Genomic DNA, 17,048 nt, shown 5'->3' with positions numbered 1-17,048 from the left:
GAGTGAAGTTCCGGGGTGCGGAGTCGGCGTCATGGCGGAGCTGTGGTCGATGGCGCATAGTGGCTTGTATGTCCGTGGGACGGAGCCAGGCGTGCGACTGAGCTTGCATCTGGGGTACGAGTATTCCGGGAGTCCCGATTACGCCGGGCAGGTGGCTGCTGAAGCCGAGCGCGTGGGGTGTTCGGTGGTCTGGATCGCGGAAGCCTACGGGTCGGATGCGGTGTCGATGTTGGCCTGGTTGGCAGCGCGGACCTCGCGGATGGAGTTGGGCAGTGCTGTGCTGCAGATTCCGGCACGGGCTCCGGCGATGACCGCGATGACCGCGGCGTCGTTGGATGTTGTGTCGCGGGGCCGTTTTCGGCTAGGACTGGGGATATCCGGCCCGCGAGTCTCGGAAGGGTGGTACGGGGTGCCGTTTTCCCGTCCACTGGAACGAACTCGGGAGTACGTCGAGCTGGTGCGCAAGGTGCTGACCCGGCGGCCGACCCAGCACCGGGGTGCGCACTATTCGATGGCGTCGCCGGATGGGGCCGTGCTCGGGTTGGCGGTGCGAGCCGAGCGCACGCGAGTGCCGATCTACCTGGCCGCGTTGGGACCGAAGAACCTGGAGCTGGCCGGCGAGATCGCCGACGGGTGGCTGGGGTTGCTCCTTACCCTGCGGGACACGCCGAAGTTCCTGGCCAGGGTGTCGGCAGGGCGAAGCCGCGCTGGGCTAGACATGGCAGGTTTCGACGTGGTGCAGATCGCGCCGCTGGTGACCGGGCCGGACTGGCGGACGTGTGCGGACTCGGTCCGGCCGTACATCGTGCGGTATCTCGGGGCGATGGGAAGCGAGACGTCCAACTTCTACCGGGACATGGTGGCCAGGATGGGCTACGAGTCCGAAGCTGAGCTGGTTCGGCACTGCTTGGCCGCACAGGACTACGACGGCGCGTTGGCCGCAGTCCCTTTGCAGCTTCTCGACGACGTGTGTCTGCTGGGCCCCCGGCAACGGATCGCGGAACGGATGCGTGCGCTGGCCGAGGTGGGAGTGACCACGCTGGCCGTCATCCTGCCAGGGCAGCGATTGGCCGCTGCGTGCGATCAGTTGCGCGTCGCGGCGGACGCGTTGGCGGACTCCGGCGTCGGCGACTGAACCTGGGCGGGCACGCTCGCGGTCGGGTCGAGTTCGGCGAAACGCACACCTGAGATGGTGACGATCTGGTCTCCTGAGGTGGTTGTGGCCGTGCCGCCAGCGGTGGCGGTGTCCGCGCGCAGAATGATCCCGTCCGGGTGCTCAACGGCCAGTGCGTAGTCCGATACGGATTTGTTCACGTGGATCTCACCGATCCGGTCGGGAACCGCTGCGGTGGGCGGCATGTCGCCCGGCAGCCGGAGCACACGGATCAGTGCGTCCAGCACGAGTGCTGGCAGGACCGCACCGCGCTGGGCCGGGGGGATCAGATTGGGGGCCACCCACCAACGTGCGCGGGCGCGGGCGAAGTCTGTTCGGCAGTCGACGGTGTTGCGGTACATTCCACGCAGGTGCACCGGGAAGTCCGGCGAGTAGTAGGGATCGTCGGTTTGTCGGACCGGCTCCGGGGTGCCCGCGAACGGTTGCAGGGCAGGCGGCTGCGCAGTAGGTGCCAATACCACTTCGACGCTGGCGTGTTCACGGTCGGCGCGAAGAATCCGTCCATTGTGGATGACGTCGGACGTGACGGTGATTCGTACCGTGCGAAGCTCGCCCGTTCCGGGCAGCAGTGAGGCGCGGACGGTGTAGTCCTTGGCGCGGTCGGCCGGGGTGCGCAGAAACGCGGAGAACTTGGCGTTCCGAAGGGCACACATGTGGTGGCCTGGCAGCACCTGCAGGGCCGCCTCAGCGGCGATCTCCAGGACGAAGGTGCCCGGCAAGGTGGGTCTGCCGTCGACGAGGTGATCTCGCAGTGCGGGGTCGTCCGCACCGTCGAGGGTCAGGGTCCAGACGGTGATGGCGTCGGTGCGGCTGTCGGGGGAACGCAGGTACGGCAACACCGGTCGGGCGTCAGCCGCAGTGGAGAACTGGCGGTGGATGGTGTTCACGTCGCGCTCACCGAGCACGGTGATCACGGCGTTCTCCGGGTCGCGGTCGGCAGCCAGCTCGGCGAACAGGTGCTCCTCGCCCTCGGCGTTGCTGATCGAGGAGAAACTGGCGGCCCGCTCGGATCCGGGCAGGAACGACCTGGTCGCGATACCGGTCTGCGCCCATTGCGGCCACTCGATGGTGAACTCGGCTGACGGTGCCCACCGGGCGGATTGGGCGAGCAGTTCGTTGGCCGCTGCATAGTCGGTCTCGCCAGGCAATCCAGAGAAACCTGCCAGCGAACCGAAATTGCACCATCGGCGCGGCAGGCTGGATGCGAAGGCGGCACGGAGGTTGACGTATCCGTTGATCTTGACTTGCTGCACGCGACGGAACCAGTCGAGACTCTTGGTGGCCACCGAACCGGACCGGTGCAGGCCCGCGCCGTTGAGCAGCAGGTCAAGCCGGTCATGTCCGCTCTGGACAGCTTTTGCCATACGGGCGGTCGCGGCCGGGGCGGTGATATCGCAGCACAGGTAGTCGACCCTGTCGTCGCCGCACAGTGCGCGCAGTTGCGCCAGTGTGTGCCAGGCTTCGTTGGCTGACAACAGTCGCTCAAACCGGTGGTTGATCTGCGCGACGGACAACCCTTGACCGCTCCGCAGGTGGTCGGCGATGAAATCGGCGCGACCGGCGCGCAGGACGACGGGGTCCATCCGCAGCGTGTCGGCGGGAAAGACGTCCAGGTCGAGACTGCCGACCAGCCACAGCCGCGGCCGATGGCGGCGGGCGATCGCCGCGACCGCGGCTGCGGTGATTCCTCTCGCGCCGCCGATGGCCAGCACTGTGGATTCCGGATTGAGTACAGCGGGGCCTACCGCAGCCTCGATCGGTTCCAGTACCGGGCCGTGCCGGACGCCGTCGCTGATCCGGGTCACCGGAACACCGTCGGCGGGGACAACTGCGGTGTTGGTGACCAACGCGTCGATATCGGGGCTGTCGGTGATCAGCGCGTGTACCCGTGCGGTGGGCAGTTCCCAGGCCAGGCTCTTGATGAAGCCGGTGAACAGTGCGGTGTGCGGATGTGGACGTGTGTTGCGGTCGATCAGTCCGATCGCGACACTTCCTTCGGCCAGCCTGCGGTTGTTGTGCTTGGTCGCGAGGAAGAGCAGATCGCGCAGCGCCACGGTGGGTCGGGTCGGCACCGCTGGCCAGTCCCAGCCTTCGGTAGTGGCGAACACTCTGATGTGGTCGGTGTCGGCGACCAGCCCACGCAGCTGGCTACTGTCATCCACAGTGGGTACGACTGTCGCAGAACCCGCAGTGGTCGGGTCGGTGCACAGCAGTCGCGCATCGTGCCTACGCACTTGATCGGCCAACGCGTTGGCCAACTCGGCGGACCCCGCTAGGACCAGACACCCCGGCGGGATGGCCGTCAGCGTGACCAGTGGCGTGGACCTCGGGCGCAGGACGTGCCGCCACCGTGCGGCCTGCCGAGGCCTGACCGGTGTTACCGTGACTTCCGGATCATGCTCGGTGCCGTGGATCCGCAACGGGCCAGCGTGGGTACAAACTGCGCGCAGCAACGGGATCAGCGCGGTGGCGCCGCCGTAGTCGAGAGGTTCCCCGTCGACAGGACACACCTCGCCGGCGGCGTCGTCGCGAGGACGCAGCCTGGTGTCGATCCGGGCCAGCACCGGCCAGCCTTGCTCGTTGGCCGTGCTCGAACGGGCCAGCGCCAGCAGAAAGGCGCCCTCGGCCGGGACGACTCCGAAGCGCGGTATCAGGGGATGCGGGTTGCCGTTGACGCCGAGTACCAGCGCGAGGTCGACCGTCCGTCGGAGCAGTTGGCCGCGCGCCATGTGGAGCGCGGCCAAGCCACCTGCGGGCCCGGCGTCGGTGAGCATGGCCGGTCCGTGCAGGTCGAGCAGGTTGGCGATGCGGGACGCGATGATGTTGGCCATCGTGCCCGGTTGAGTGTCCTCGCTGGTCGGTGGTACCTCGTCGCGCAGCGCGCGCAGCCAGTCGGCGCAGGCGTCCTGGTGTGGGGTGTCCGCGAAGATCCGCGCCATGCCGTGCGCGTAGCAGCGCGAGGTGGCCTGCATCGAGCTGAGAGTGGGCCCTGTGTGAGCGGCGATCACCGCGGTTCGATCAACCCGATTAGTCCATAGTGGACCACTATCTGCGGCGAACCGGCCGGCCACGGACAACGCCATCAGCTGGCAGCGATCGACGGCCCGTATCGTGCGAGCGGGCAACCGCGCCTCGTGGAACGGCGGCGATGGATAGTCGGCACCGAAACACGCCTGTTCCGCCGGTGCGGATCCGGCCGCCAGCCGCGCGGCGACCAGCGTGCGGTCGGGTTGGCCTGGGAGGTGGGCACTCCAGGCCACCAGCACCATGTCCTCGTCGGCCGAGGGCGGCGCGGCGATCGGGCCGCTCGACGCGGTCGGGGCGTCCTGGATGATCAGGTGTCCGTTGGTGCCACCGAAACCGAACGCGGATACCCCGACCGTCCTGGCCGGACCGGGAAGCGGGGTGTGCTCTGCGGGCACTGTGACCGGTAGATCCCGGCAGTGAGCGGGCAACGCGGTCACCCCGGGCTGTGCGGGCACGCTGTCGTTGCGCAGGCACAAGATGGCGTGGATCACCGACACCACGCCCGCCGCCCAGCCGGTGTGGCCGACCACCGCCTTGTTCGACACGCACCGCAGGGGTCGCGGACCAGCGACACCCGCGAGCACACCCAGTTCGCTGCCGTCCCCGGCTGGTGTACCGGTGGCGTGCGCGATGACCAGGTCGACCTGCTTCGCCGTGATGTCGTTGACCGCACGTGCTCTTCGGATGGCCAGGCGCTGACCGACCGGATTCGGTGCGTAGATCGCCTTGCCCTTGCCGTCGGCCGCGGCGCCGAACCCAGCCAGCACAGCCAGCACCTTGTCACCATCGGCCAGTGCGCGGTCGAGCCTCTTCAACGCGACGAGCGCGGCGCCGTCGGAGAAAAGGGTGCCGTCAGCCTCGGCGTCGAAGCAGCGCACCCGCCCGCGCGGTGCCAGACCACCGAGTTTGCTGAACAGCACCAGGATCCGGGGACCCAGGCTGAGCACACCGCCGCAGTAGGCGATGTCCACCTCGCCATCCAACAGCGCGTGGGTACCCAGGTCGATCGCGTACAGCGACGAGGCGCACGCGGTGTCGACGGTCAGGCACGCGGTGTCCGCTGGCAGGATGCCTTCGGTGGCCAACCGCGGGACCATGTGCGCGAGGTGCCGGTCGAGCACCGGGTCGGCGAACCGGTAGTGCGGCCGAAGCAACTCCCACACTTCCAACGGATCCATCCCGGTGCGGGCTCCGATCTCCCGGGCTGCCGTGCTGACCGCGATCGACTCCTCCAGGTGCTGGCTGCCATCCGCCCAGGCACCGACGAACATGCCGAACCGGTCGCCTGCTCGACTGGTGGTGGTGGCGGCCGCCTCGCGCAGCGCCCGTCGCAGCCAGCGCACCTCGAAGTCGGTCTCGGGCACGCCATCGTGCTCGTGGATCACCCCGGTGCTCCGGGCATAGCCGCGATCGACCGCGCTGCGGTCGGTGGCGTGGAAGTCGGCAACCCGGTACCGCTCCCCGGGCTCGCTGAACGCGGGCTCACCGGAGACCAGCCGGTCCCAGAACTCCGGCACCGAGTTCGCCCCTGGCGCCACCATCCCCATGCCGACCACGGCCACCGACTGGGTGTTGTCCCCGGGCACGGTCACCGTGTGGCCGGGGTGTCGGCCGCCAGTTCCCGCAGTCCGTTGGCCACCGCCGGAAGCGTGCGGTAGGCGCTGATCTGCCTGCCGTCCGGCGGTGCGGGCAGGTCGAACCGCTTGCGCAGCCTGGCGAAGATCTCGACCTGTTTCAGCGAATCCACGCCGAGGTCGGCCTCCAGGTCGGCCTCGTCGACGAACACCTCGGCCGGGTAGCCGAGCGCATCGGCGTATTCCTGCCGCAGCGTCTCGAGCAACGCGTCGCCCGCGGGCATGGTCGCCGTACGGCTGTCGGGAGATTCCGGCGCCGTCGGTTTCTCGGCGGCCGGACGCTGCACCGGTACCGCTGCGGGTTGCTGCGCGCTCGATCGGGCCCGCGGCATGCTCGAGGTGAGCGGGGATTCGGTATCCACCCCTGACAGGCCACGGGTGACGAGGCCGGTGAGGACTCGGCCCGCACCGCACTCCACGAAGGCGGTGACACCGTCGGCGTGCAACCTCCGGACCGCCTCGGCGAAGCGCACCGGCCGGGCCAGGTGCGACACCAGTTCGGCCAGGACATCGGTGTCGGCCCGGTAGGGCCGCAGGGCGATGGGCGAATACACCCGTGTCCGTGGCCGACGCACCGGAATTCCTGCCACAGCCTGCGCGAAAGCGGCCGCGACCGGCTCCAGCATCGCGTTGTGGAACGGATACGGCGCGGACAGCCAGCGGGACGGGATACCCACGGCCACCGTCGCCGCCTCGACCGCCGTCAACTCGTCGGTCGGCCCGGACACCACGGTCTGCGTCGGCGCGTTGACCGCGGCGATCTCGACCCGCCAGGTGGCCAGCGCGGCCAGCAGGTGCGCGGTCCTCGCCTCGTCGAGGCCCAGGCTGATCATGCCGCCATCGGGCGGCTTCCTGCGGGTGAACGCCGCCGCCCGCTCGGCCACCACGCGCGCTCCGTCCGCCACCGTGAACACCCCGGCGGCGGTCAGCGCGGCGATCTCACCGAGGCTGTGCCCGACAAGCACGTCAACCGTTCGGCCACTGTCCAGCAGCACGTGGTGCACCGCGACCGAACAGGCGAAGATCGCCAGATCCAGCCGGGCGGGATCACTGCGGGCCAGTTCATCGGCCGCATCCGCCGATTCCTCAACCAGCAGCGACGAAATCGTGTCATGGCCATACTCTGCGGCCACCTCGTCGACCGCTTGCAGCACCGGCAGCACCTGTCGGGATTCCCCGGCCAGCGCGGCGAGTGCCCCTGGTGCGTAGCCACCCTGGCCGGGAAACAGCAGCGCGGTGCGTGCCGTCATGCGGGCACGGCGACCGGGCCGAAGAACCAGTTCCCGACAGCGTTGTCGTCGGCCGACGTGTAGAACTGCCGCGCCGCGTTCGCCAGTTCGTCCACATCCAGGTGGCCGTTGCCGTCGGCATCGAGCATGCGGAACGCGTCTCGCGCCTCGGCCTCCGGGGTGCCGAACGCACGCTGCAACACCACGAACTCTTCGACGCCCATCACGCCGTCGCCATCGGTGTCGGCCAGTTGCAATACCGCGTTCACCGCCGGCCGCAGGCCCCGCTCGAACCCCCCGCGCTCGGTGACGAACGCCCCGACCATCCCGGCCCGCCACTCCTCGGGATCGATGCGACCGTCCCTGTCGGTGTCGGTGGCGGCGATCAGTTCCTGCCAGAAGGTCTCGAAGGCGTCCAGCATCGTGACGCCCTTGGTCGAGGTGGGTGCTTCGCCGAAATTCGCCATGATCCTGGTGGCCAACGCGATCAGATCCTCGCGCTCCACGTGACCGTTGCCGTCGATGTCCAGATGTTTGAAAGCCTTGTCCATTTTCCGGTCGAGCAGTTCGCTCCGCATGGGGGTCAGCCGCCTTCGCTCTGGTGACATCAGGACGATTTATTACACTAAAGGTTGTAACCAACTGCGGCCATATGGCGCAAGATGGGGTCATGCTAATGGGGCAGACCAGATCGATTCTGACCACTGGTGTCACAGGTTTTCTCGGTGCCCGGTTGACCGCCTCCCTGCTGGCGGCCACGAGCGCGACGGTGTTCTGCCTGGTACGCGGACGCAGCACCGAGGGAGCAGCCAAGCGGATGCAGGCTCGACTGTCCGCCCTCGGCGTGCCCGCCGAGCACCGGACCAGAGTGGTGCCCGTCTTCGGCGACCTCGGTGTGCCCGGACTCGGCATGCCACCCGCGGACTTCGACGAACTGGCCGATTCGGTGCGTACGATCTACCACTGCGCGGCCCGGCTCAGCATGGTCTCCGAGACCGACCGGCTGTCCGCGATCAACGTGGGCGGCACCGAGACCATGTTGCGGCTAGCCGAACGGGGTGACGGCACAGTACTGCACTTCGTGTCCACATTGGGCACTCTTGGCGCGTCGCGCCAGGCAGGCCAGCCGCGCGTCGACGAGTCGGCGGTACCCACCGAGGTCACCGCGGGCGGCGTCGGTTACACCACCAGCAAGATGGTCGCCGAGAACACGGTGCGCGCCGCGATGCGCCGCGGCCTGCCCGCCGTGATCCACCGGCCGGGCCTCATACTGGGCGAAACCGCCACCGGAGCCTGCCTGGACAGCGACATCCTGGTCCGGATCATCCGCACCTGCGCCGAGATCGGGCTGGCCCCGCGCTGCCCCGGCTGGGTGCCCGCGGCCACGGTCGACCACGTGGTCCGGTCGATCACCGCGCTGGGCGCGGCGGATCCAGCCTTGGTCGGCAGCACTTTCCACCTCGCCGACTCGCGGCCCCTGCTGCTGCACCAAGTGTTCCGCCACATGCGCACCGCCGGGTACATGATCAGCGAGATCCCCACAACCGAATGGGAACAGGTCCTGCGCGAACACCCGGAAAGCACCAACTGTTTCGCAGTACTGGCGATGTGGAAAGCCGTTCGGTACCTGCTCGGCACCGACCCCGACCACCTCTTCCCCCAGGTCTCCTGCGATCGGACCGCTGGCGTGCTGGCCCAACTCGGCGTCCCACCTTCACCCCCTCCCGATGAGACCCTGTTCCACCGCATGTTCGAGCACCTCAGCCGAACCGGCCACCTCGACACCCCTCCCGTGCTGGCGGCGGTCGCACCCGGGTGACCGCCTCTGGGTGGGCTCGACTGATCTGAAGCAGGTCGACGAGTGGAGGGGATGGTTCATTGCTGGTGGTGGGAGATGGTCATGTGGCGTTGGTTGCCGTTGCGCCACTCGACCAGCAACACGCTCGCGTCGTCCTGCAGGCGACCATTCTGGTAGGCGAGGATTGTGCGCATGAGCCGCCGCAGTGTTTCCGGGGCGGAGAGTCCGTCCGCTTCATGACGGGCGATGAAGTCGGTGAAGCGCCGCAAACTGAACTGGTGACCGGCAGGGTCGCGAGCCTCGATGATACCGTCGGTGTACAGCAGCAGCCGATCACCGGGTTGCAGTTGCTGCTGGCACTGTACCGGTGGAATGGGTAGCTCGAAGCCCATCGGCGGTGTGGTGGAGCAGCGCAGTTCGCTCAGCCAGCGGCCCTGCCGGATCAGCAGTGGCGGCGGGTGGCCGCGGTTGACCCAGCTGAGCAACCCGGTTGTGGTGTCGAAATCGGCCAGAATGCCAGTGGCGAACCGAGTTCGGCCGAACTGCGCGCCGATGGCGGTGTCGATCGCGACACTCGTCGCAGCCAGGCTGGCGTTCTTCCGGCGGGAGTTGCGACATGTGCCCGTGGCCAGTGCGGCCGTCAGCCCGGCGGCCTGGTCGTGTCCCATGGCGTCGAAGATCGACAGGTGCACGGTGTCGCCAGCCACCGCGTAATCCATGGCGTCGCCACCGATCTCGTAGGCAGGTTCCAGGATTCCGGTGACGACGAGGCCTTCGGTGGCGAACGACAGCGGCGGCATCAAGGGCCACAGGACCTCGGCGGCTACCGACATGGGTTTGGTTCGCACGAGACGGGCGTACGAGTCGCTGTGCGATCGTTTGCTGACCACGAGCAGGGCTGAAAGTGATGCCAGCGCCCGAAGCCGATCCGCGGTGGCCGGGTCGTTTCCCGCCGCGGCGGCGCCGAGAACACCCACCCGTTCGGTGCCGTCCAGCAGGGGAATCCAGAAGTGATGACCTGCCGGGCCCCGGTCGGATCCGATGAGCTCGACGTGCCGGAACGCCCGGCCGGCGACCCCGGCGTCCACGGAGAACACCTCACCTCGCCCTGTCGAGGTGAGTTCGATCAACAACTCCTGTCGCATGTCCGGGATCAAGATCCTGATGTCGTGCAACCCGCCGAGAGCGCCATACTGGCCGACCAGTGCGGGAAGCTGCTCCATTCTCGCGAGATGGCTGGCCTCCAGCAGACCCGCCAGCATTTCGAAGCCTTTTCCGTCATCGACCACTTGTCCACCTCCGCCTAGTCTCCCAGCTCGCGCACTGGTGGGTCATGCCAGGCGGGCAGGGTACCCACGCGGCGTTCACCTCATCAGGTGTGACGAGTCATTGAAAACCCCGGGTAACTGACCGTCGCCGATGTCGATCAGCGTCGGGACGTTTGCCTGACACGTCCACGGGTAAAACGCGCCGAGACACTGTCACGAGCTGGTTGGAGGCACCATGACGGTCGCGCCGAAGCCGGTCGAGGTTCGACCGGTGACACTCCGGCCGGTGAAGGGCAAGTCGTTCCTCCAGTTGTTCAGGACGACCGATCACAAGCAGATCGGTGTGATGTACCTGGTCACGTCGTTCGCGTTCTTCATGGCCGGTGGCCTGATGGCGTTGCTGATGCGGACCGAGTTGGGCTGGCCGGGCATGCAGTTCCTCTCGCCCGAGCAGTACAACCAGCTGTTCACGATGCACGGCACGGTCATGATGTTGCTGTACGCGACGCCGAACGTGTTCGGCTTCGCGAACTTCGTGCTGCCACTGCAGATCGGTTCACCGGACGTGGCGTTCCCGAGGTTGAACGCGATGTCGTACTGGCTGTACCTGCTCGGCGGCCTGATCACCCTGTCGGGTTTCCTCACCCCCGGTGGAGCCGCCGACTTCGGCTGGACCGCCTACACACCGCTCTCCCTGGACACCCACTCGCCCGGCGTCGGCAGCGACCTGTGGAACGTGGGGCTGATCCTCGGCGGGCTGTCCACGATCCTCGGCGCGGTCAACATGATCACCACCGTGGTGTGCCTGCGGGCGCCGGGGATGACGATGTGGCGGATGCCGATCTTCACCTGGAACATCTTCTTCACCAGCATCCTGGTCCTGATCGCGTTCCCCGTGTTCACCGCGGCGCTGTTCGGGCTGCTGGCCGACCGGCACCTCGGGGCGCACGTGTTCGACCCGGCCAACGGCGGCGCGATCATCTTCCAGCACCTGTTCTGGTTCTTCGGCCATCCCGAGGTCTACATCGTCGCGTTGCCGTACTTCGGGATCATCTCCGAGATCATCCCCGTGTTCAGCCGCAAACCCCTGTTCGGCTACAAGGCGCTGGTCTGGGCGACCGTGTCGATCACCGCGCTGTCGGTCGTGGTGTGGGCGCACCACATGTTCGCCACGGGCGCGGTCCTGTTGCCGTTCTTCGCGTTCATGACGTTCCTGATCGCGGTACCGACCGGGGTGAAGTTCTTCAACTGGATCCTGACCATGTGGAAGGGCTCGCTCACGTTCGAGGCCCCGATGTTGTTCAGCATCGGTTTCCTGGTCACGTTCCTGCTCGGCGGGCTGACCGGCATCCTGCTGGCGTCACCACCGATCGACTTCCACGTGCACGACACCTACTTCGTCGTCGCGCACTTCCACTACGTGCTGTTCGGCACCATCGTGTTCGCCACCTTCGCCGGGATCTACTTCTGGTACCCCAAGATCACCGGGCGGCACCTGGACGAACGACTCGGCAAGCTGCACTTCTGGACCACATTCCTCGGTTTCCACGGCACGTTCCTCGTCCAGCACTGGCTCGGCAACGAGGGCATGCCGCGCCGGTACGCCGACTACCTCCCCACCGACGAGTTCACCACCCTGCACCTGATCTCCACCATCGGCTCGTACATCCTCGGGGCGTCGGTCCTGCCGTTCATCTGGAACGTGGTCAAGAGCTACCGTTACGGCCAACGAGCCGACGCCGACGACCCGTGGGGGTTCGGCAACTCGCTGGAATGGGCCACCACATCGCCACCGCCTCGGCACAACTTCCTCGAACTGCCCCGGATCCGCTCGGAACGCCCGGCCTTCGAACTGCACTATCCGCACATGGTGGACCGCGTCCACGCCGAAGCGCACTCAGGCAGGGGGCAGAGCAGCGAAGCGGCGGCGCCTTCCGAGATCGGGGCCGCCAAAACACAGCACGACGAGAAGACCGATGACCCACGCGAGAAGTGAAGGCGCTTCACGGCGGTTCGGTGACGGTCGAGTCAGGTTCCACTGTGAGCAGCGATGATCCTCCAGGGGGCGACCACCTGGAGCGTCCTCGTCGTTGTCGTGCCTGCTGTCGCAGCGGCGGGAGAACGTGTCGTGTGAGATGAGCTCGGGTGGGGTACAGGACGAAGGTGGGCAATCCAGACAGAAAGGTAGCGGTGTTCGCGCCGTCACCGCAGCTGACCGTAACCATCGAACAGGCCGAGGACGGCCCCGATCTGCATCTGCATCCGGGCGGGCAGGGCATTTGGCAGAGCCGGATGATTGCCGCGCTGGGCACACCAGTGGTGTTGTGCTGCACGTTCGGGGGTGAGGTGGGCGACGTCGTGCGTCATCTGGTCAGCGGGCAGGGGATCGAGGTGCTCGAACGCCCGGTCGCGGCTCGCAACGGGGCATATGTGCACGATCGGCGAGACGGTAGCCGCAGTGAGATCGCCGAGATGCCGCCCGACGCGTTGAGCCGGCATGAGTTGGATGATCTGTACGAGATGACCGTGGTGGCGGCGTTGCAAGCTGGGACCGCGGTGCTGAGCGGTGCCAGCGGAGAACAGAACGAGCAAGTGGTGCCTACGTCAGTGTACGAGCGGTTGGCCAAGGACCTGAGCACCAACAACTGCCAGGTCGTGGTGGACCTGTCCGGTGCTCGGTTGACCGCGGCGTTGAGCGGTGGCCCCGCGGTGGTGAAGGTCAGCCACGAGGAGCTCATCGAGGACGAGCGCGCGACGAGTGATTCGATTCCCGATCTGCTCGACGCGGCACGGGCCATCGCGGAGTGCGGTCCCCGGCTGGTGGTCATATCGCGGGCCGCGCAACGGCCGTTGGTGTTGCTGGACGATGAAGCGTTCACTGTGGACGCGCCGTCGCTCGAGCCGGTCGACAGCCGCGGCGGTGGTGACTCGATGACCGCGGCCATCGCGGCGGGCCTGGCCCAAGGAATGGACACTGTGGACGCGTTACGGCTCGGCGCCGCGGCCGGAGCGATCAACGTGACCCGGCACGGCCTGGGCACCGGCAGCAACGAAGCCATCCGCGCCCTCGCGGCCCAGGTCTCGGTCGACCGCCTGGATCGGAGCGGGACGACATGACAGTGTCAGCGCCCCGAGTGCTGATCACCAACGACGACGGCATCGACTCTCCCGGCTTGGCTGTGCTGGCCCGGTGCAGCCTGGAGTTGGGCTGGCCCACGGCGATTGCCGCTCCTGCCGAGGAGTCCAGCGGCACCAGCGCGGGCCTGCTCGCCGCGGCCGCCGACCGGCGCGTGGTGGTCCAGCGCCGGGAACTGCCCGGCCTGCCTGGTGTGGAGGCGTTCGCCGTGGCGGCACACCCCGCGTTCATCACGCTGGTGGCCAGCGAGGGCGCGTTCGGTCCCCGGCCGGAGATCGTGCTGTCCGGGATCAACCGGGGCGCCAATGTGGGACGGGCGATTCTGCATTCCGGCACTGTCGGTGCCGCGATGACCGCTGGTATCAACGGTGCACGTGCCGTGGCGGTCTCCGTGGACGTCGGCCTCAACCCGGACAGCGAACCGCACTGGGACACCGCGGCCGCGGTGGTACACCGGTTCTTGCCGCGCGTCGCCGAGCTGGCACAGGGCAGTGTGCTCAACGTCAATGTCCCGAACGTGGAACACCTGGACGACCGGTCGCCTCGGTGGGCACGGTTGGCGACCTACGGCCGCGTGCAGTCCAAAGTCACTCAGGTCGACGACACCACCATCGAGCTCGCCTCGGTCGAGGTCGACGGTGAGCTGGAGCCCGGCACCGACGCGTCGCTCCTGGCCATCGGACATCCGACGATCACGGCGCTTTGTTCGATCAGTGACGTCGCATCGCCATGGTGAGCAACGCCGTTGGTTCAACGCCACACCGGCAGGTGAGGTCACAACGCCACCATCGACGACGAGCTGCTCGCCGCGATCGCGGCGGCGCAGGTTCCTCAGTGCCTTTTCCCGAGCCTCGTCTTGATGTCTGCAGTGGGCGGTCTGGTGGTGTGCCGCGTTCGGGCGGCCAGCAGTTCCTCCAGGAAGCCGCCTGCTTCGGCGGCAGCCAGCTCCGCGTCCTTGGCTTCGATCGCTTCGAGTAGCCCGCTGTGGCCGATTTCGGCGATGTCGCCGCTCGGTTCCGCGGTGGTCGCCACGCTGGCCATGACCACCTCGGTGAGCCCGCGGTAGAGCTCGGTGAGCAGCGCGTTGTGTCCACTTTGGACGACTGCGAGGTGGAACTCCGTGTCGGTGTGGGCGAAGTCCTCGGTGCGGCGTTCGGCGTGCGCGCGGTCCCGCCTGGTGAGCAGGTCGGACAGCGTGGTGAGATCGTCCTCGGTGCGGTTCAGGGCGGCCAGCCGGGCGCCTTCCACTTCGAGCGCACGCCGTACCTGCAGCACCTCGTGCAGTTCCGAGCCGCACAGCCTGCGGATCGCGCCGGAGACCTCGCTGGTCGCCCTGACGTAGGTGCCGTCACCCTGGCGCACCTCGAGCAGCCCGCTGTGGGAAAGCGCGCGCACCGCCTCGCGGACCGTGTTCCGCCCGACGCCGAGCGAGGCGGCCAGTTCCGGCTCGGTGGGGATGCGCTCGCCGACCGGCCATTCACCTGCCGCGATGGCCGTGCGGAGCTGCCCGATCACCTCGTCGACGAGGCCGGAACGTCGTGCGGTGGCCAGTGGCATGGGCTGCACCCTCTCTCGGCGGACCAGCACGTGAGAACACTGTCACAGTCGGTTCGTCCAATCATCCCACGTTTGTCATAGTAGGTCCATGACGTCGCCGAAGCTTGCCTCCGACAGTGGCCTGGAGCTGGAACTCGACGGTGCGATCGAGACACCACCGTCGATGGACCGCTCCTCGGTGCTCGCCGGAACCGGGCTGCTCGCGGTGGCCGTGGTGCTGACCGCGCTCAACCTGCGGCCCGCGATCACCAGCGTCGGCCCGCTGCTCGGCGAAGCGCGGCACTCTCTCGGTGCCTCCTCGACCTGGGCCGGCGCGCTCACCACGCTGCCCGCGCTGTGCTTCGCGATAGCCGGGCTCGCCGCGCCGATGGTCGCGCGCCGCGTCGGAACGGGACCTGCGGTCGGCATCGCGCTCGGCGTGCTCGGCGTCGGGCTGGTCCTGCGTGTCCTCGACGGCCCGCTGGTGGTGCTCGGCGGCACGCTGGTGGCCTCGGCCGGGATCGCGTTCGCCAACGTACTGGTCCCGGTGGTCGTCAAGAACTCGTTCCCGGCGAAGGTCGGGCTGATGACCGGCGTCTACACGGCGGCGCTGCAGGCGGGCGGTGCCATCGGGTCCTCGGTGACGCCACCGCTCGACACCGCGTTCGGCGGATGGCGCCCCGCGCTGGCGAGCTGGGCGGCGCTGGCGGTGCTCGCGCTCGTGGTGTGGATCTTCGCCGCGCGCCGCAAGGCGCCTGCCGTGAAGGGCGGCGAGAGCAGTGTCGAGGCCGCGCGTTCGTTGCTGCGCAGCCCGCTCGCGTGGATCATCACGCTCTTCTTCGGTCTGCAGGCCTTCCTCGCCTACGTCGTGATGGGCTGGTTGCCGGAGGTTCTGATGGACGCCGGTGTGTCCCAGGCGAACGCGGGCCTGCTGCTGGGCCTGATGTCGATCATCGCGGTACCGATCAGCCTGATCGTCCCGCCGATCGCGGCGCGCCAGGGCAGTCAGACGTGGTGGATCGTCGGGCTGGGCGTGTTCGGGCTCGCCGGCCTGTCCGGCCTGCTGCTCGCACCGTCGGCCGCGCCGCTGTTGTGGACCGTGCTGGTCGGCTTCGGCATGAGCGTGTTCTCGCTCGCGCTGACCACCATCGCGCTGCGGGCCCGCACCGGCGCGCAGACCGCGAAGCTCTCCGGTATGGCGCAGGGCTTCGGCTACCTGATCGGCGCGACCGGCCCGTTCCTGTTCGGCATCCTGCACGACCTGACCGGCGCGTGGACGGTCCCGTTCATCATGCTGATCGTCGTGCTCGCCGTGCAGATCGTCTTCGGCGGCCTCGCGGGCCGTAACAGGTACGTCTAATTGGTCCAGCGCCCGCGCTCGACTCGTCGGCGTCTGACAGCTGATGCGCTGTACCGGACATGTTTGGCCGGTTCGTGTCCTGGCCCCGTGACATGCTAGAACCCATCATTGCGGTGACGCTGGCACGAGAGCGAGGCACGAGGTGGAGGGGCGATGAGCCAGATACGGGTCCCCAGCGCGGGAGGAACGTCGGGGTGGCCCGTTTCAGCGCCGTCGGCCCCTCGCCGGCCGAGGAGGCGCCGACGGGTGATCATCGTCGTCATCGCGGTCGGTGTGGTGATCGGTGTCGGGCTCGGCTGGTGGTTGTGGCCGTCTGACACGTACGCGGCGCCAGGAACAGTGCAGGCGGCCGTACTCACTGCCGACCAGGTCAGCGGCGTGGTCGGCGAGACCCTGGTGCCCGCGCAGAGCTCGAGCGAGCCTCCGCCCGTTCTGGCAGCCGACCCGGCCAACTGCGTGGTCGCTGTCGGCCCTGCGACGCAGGCGGTGTACGCACGCGGATGGACGACGTTCGGATCTGTGACCTATCAGGACTCCAAGGCGGTGTCTGAGCACACCGTGACCCAGGTGCTTGGCATGTATCCGGACAATGACCGGGCGCGTCAAGTGTTCGATGGGCTGACCGAGGGGCTGAAGGGGTGCAGGTCCGCCGTGCGTGCCAACGGCAGCCAGCGTGCCTCGAAATGGACGTACGCGGTCGATTCGGCGACAACGGACGCCCTCGGCTGGACGGCGACCCAGGACGGCGGCAACGGGTGGGCCTGCTACCGGCAGGCGCGGTTGAAGGGAAAGGCAGTGCTGCAGGTGGCGGTTTGCGTAGCGGGTGACGGCAGGCAGGGCGCGGCGGTCTTAGCCGACATGTTCGCCGGCAAGGTCAGCGGGTGAC

Annotated in this window: 12 protein-coding genes; 7 read left to right on the top strand and 5 right to left on the bottom strand. The window is 68.0% G+C overall.

Annotation, left to right across the window (positions count from 1 at the left end):
* Window positions 1–91: 91 nt before the first annotated feature.
* Window positions 92–1,135, top strand: coding sequence for an LLM class flavin-dependent oxidoreductase (locus tag ALI144C_RS31040; RefSeq protein WP_076990993.1), 1,044 nt, complete (start codon window positions 92–94; stop codon window positions 1,133–1,135).
* Here the strand turns inward: ALI144C_RS31040 and ALI144C_RS31035 are convergent.
* From ALI144C_RS31035 to ALI144C_RS31025, 3 genes are read right to left on the bottom strand one after another with little or no spacing between them, the layout of a single operon-like run.
* Window positions 1,084–5,787 (bottom strand): SDR family NAD(P)-dependent oxidoreductase, encoded by a 4,704-nt coding sequence (locus tag ALI144C_RS31035; RefSeq protein WP_143230976.1) that lies wholly within the window; start codon window positions 5,785–5,787, stop codon window positions 1,084–1,086. The two genes, ALI144C_RS31040 and ALI144C_RS31035, sit on opposite strands and share 52 nt — an antisense overlap.
* 2 nt (window positions 5,788–5,789) lie before the next feature.
* A complete protein-coding gene (locus tag ALI144C_RS31030; protein ID WP_083753540.1) occupies window positions 5,790–7,085 on the bottom strand; it encodes an acyltransferase domain-containing protein in 1,296 nt (431 codons plus the stop codon).
* Window positions 7,082–7,642, bottom strand: coding sequence for an EF-hand domain-containing protein (locus ALI144C_RS31025; protein ID WP_076990727.1), 561 nt, complete (start codon window positions 7,640–7,642; stop codon window positions 7,082–7,084). Before ALI144C_RS31025 ends, ALI144C_RS31030 begins: the two co-directional genes overlap by 4 nt.
* 98 nt (window positions 7,643–7,740) lie before the next feature.
* Here ALI144C_RS31025 and ALI144C_RS31020 point away from each other — a divergent pair, with 98 nt between their 5' ends.
* Window positions 7,741–8,883, top strand: coding sequence for a thioester reductase domain-containing protein (locus ALI144C_RS31020; RefSeq protein ID WP_076990726.1), 1,143 nt, complete (start codon window positions 7,741–7,743; stop codon window positions 8,881–8,883).
* 56 nt (window positions 8,884–8,939) lie between these two features.
* Here ALI144C_RS31020 and ALI144C_RS31015 read toward each other — a convergent pair whose 3' ends face one another.
* A complete protein-coding gene (locus ALI144C_RS31015; RefSeq protein WP_202819095.1) occupies window positions 8,940–10,151 on the bottom strand; it encodes a PP2C family protein-serine/threonine phosphatase in 1,212 nt (403 codons plus the stop codon).
* 214 nt (window positions 10,152–10,365) lie between these two features.
* Between ALI144C_RS31015 and ctaD the strand changes: the two genes are divergently transcribed.
* From ctaD to surE, 3 genes are all read left to right on the top strand, one after another.
* On the top strand, window positions 10,366–12,126 hold the full coding sequence (ctaD, locus tag ALI144C_RS31010; protein ID WP_076990725.1) for an aa3-type cytochrome oxidase subunit I: 1,761 nt from the start codon (window positions 10,366–10,368) through the stop codon (window positions 12,124–12,126).
* A 194-nt stretch (window positions 12,127–12,320) separates the two neighbouring features.
* Window positions 12,321–13,247: a 1-phosphofructokinase family hexose kinase gene (locus tag ALI144C_RS31005; protein WP_237774397.1), complete on the top strand. Its 927-nt coding sequence runs from the start codon at window positions 12,321–12,323 to the stop codon at window positions 13,245–13,247.
* Window positions 13,244–14,002: a 5'/3'-nucleotidase SurE gene (gene surE, locus ALI144C_RS31000; RefSeq protein WP_076990724.1), complete on the top strand. Its 759-nt coding sequence runs from the start codon at window positions 13,244–13,246 to the stop codon at window positions 14,000–14,002. The genes ALI144C_RS31005 and surE overlap by 4 nt, the downstream gene beginning before the upstream one ends.
* Window positions 14,003–14,097: 95 nt before the next feature.
* Here surE and ALI144C_RS30995 read toward each other — a convergent pair whose 3' ends face one another.
* Complete coding sequence (locus ALI144C_RS30995; RefSeq protein WP_076990989.1) at window positions 14,098–14,823, bottom strand: FadR/GntR family transcriptional regulator; 726 nt, start codon at window positions 14,821–14,823, stop codon at window positions 14,098–14,100.
* 88 nt (window positions 14,824–14,911) lie between these two features.
* Here ALI144C_RS30995 and ALI144C_RS30990 point away from each other — a divergent pair, with 88 nt between their 5' ends.
* Both ALI144C_RS30990 and ALI144C_RS30985 read left to right on the top strand, forming a co-directional pair.
* Entirely contained in the window at window positions 14,912–16,162 is a 1,251-nt protein-coding gene (locus ALI144C_RS30990; protein ID WP_076990723.1) for a CynX/NimT family MFS transporter, read from the top strand.
* Between the two features lie 246 nt (window positions 16,163–16,408).
* Complete coding sequence (locus ALI144C_RS30985; protein WP_076990722.1) at window positions 16,409–17,047, top strand: sensor domain-containing protein; 639 nt, start codon at window positions 16,409–16,411, stop codon at window positions 17,045–17,047.
* Window position 17,048 lies beyond the last annotated feature (1 nt).

This window comes from Actinosynnema sp. ALI-1.44 (assembly GCF_001984155.1).
Classification (GTDB): domain Bacteria; phylum Actinomycetota; class Actinomycetes; order Mycobacteriales; family Pseudonocardiaceae; genus Kibdelosporangium.
The sequence above is the reverse complement of the archived record's forward strand: the minus strand, read 5'-3'. Positions and strand labels throughout refer to the sequence as shown.

Bases quoted from the DNA above. Each gene is read 5' to 3' on its own strand.
- ALI144C_RS30995 (WP_076990989.1), bottom strand. From the start codon at position 14,823: ATGCCACTGGCCACCGCACGACGTTCCGGCCTCGTCGACGAGGTGATC.
- ALI144C_RS31030 (WP_083753540.1), bottom strand. From the start codon at position 7,085: ATGACGGCACGCACCGCGCTGCTGTTTCCCGGCCAGGGTGGCTACGCA.
- ALI144C_RS30990 (WP_076990723.1), top strand. From the start codon at position 14,912: ATGACGTCGCCGAAGCTTGCCTCCGACAGTGGCCTGGAGCTGGAACTC.
- surE (WP_076990724.1), top strand. From the start codon at position 13,244: ATGACAGTGTCAGCGCCCCGAGTGCTGATCACCAACGACGACGGCATC.
- ALI144C_RS31025 (WP_076990727.1), bottom strand. From the start codon at position 7,642: ATGCGGAGCGAACTGCTCGACCGGAAAATGGACAAGGCTTTCAAACAT.
- ALI144C_RS31020 (WP_076990726.1), top strand. From the start codon at position 7,741: ATGGGGCAGACCAGATCGATTCTGACCACTGGTGTCACAGGTTTTCTC.
- ctaD (WP_076990725.1), top strand. From the start codon at position 10,366: ATGACGGTCGCGCCGAAGCCGGTCGAGGTTCGACCGGTGACACTCCGG.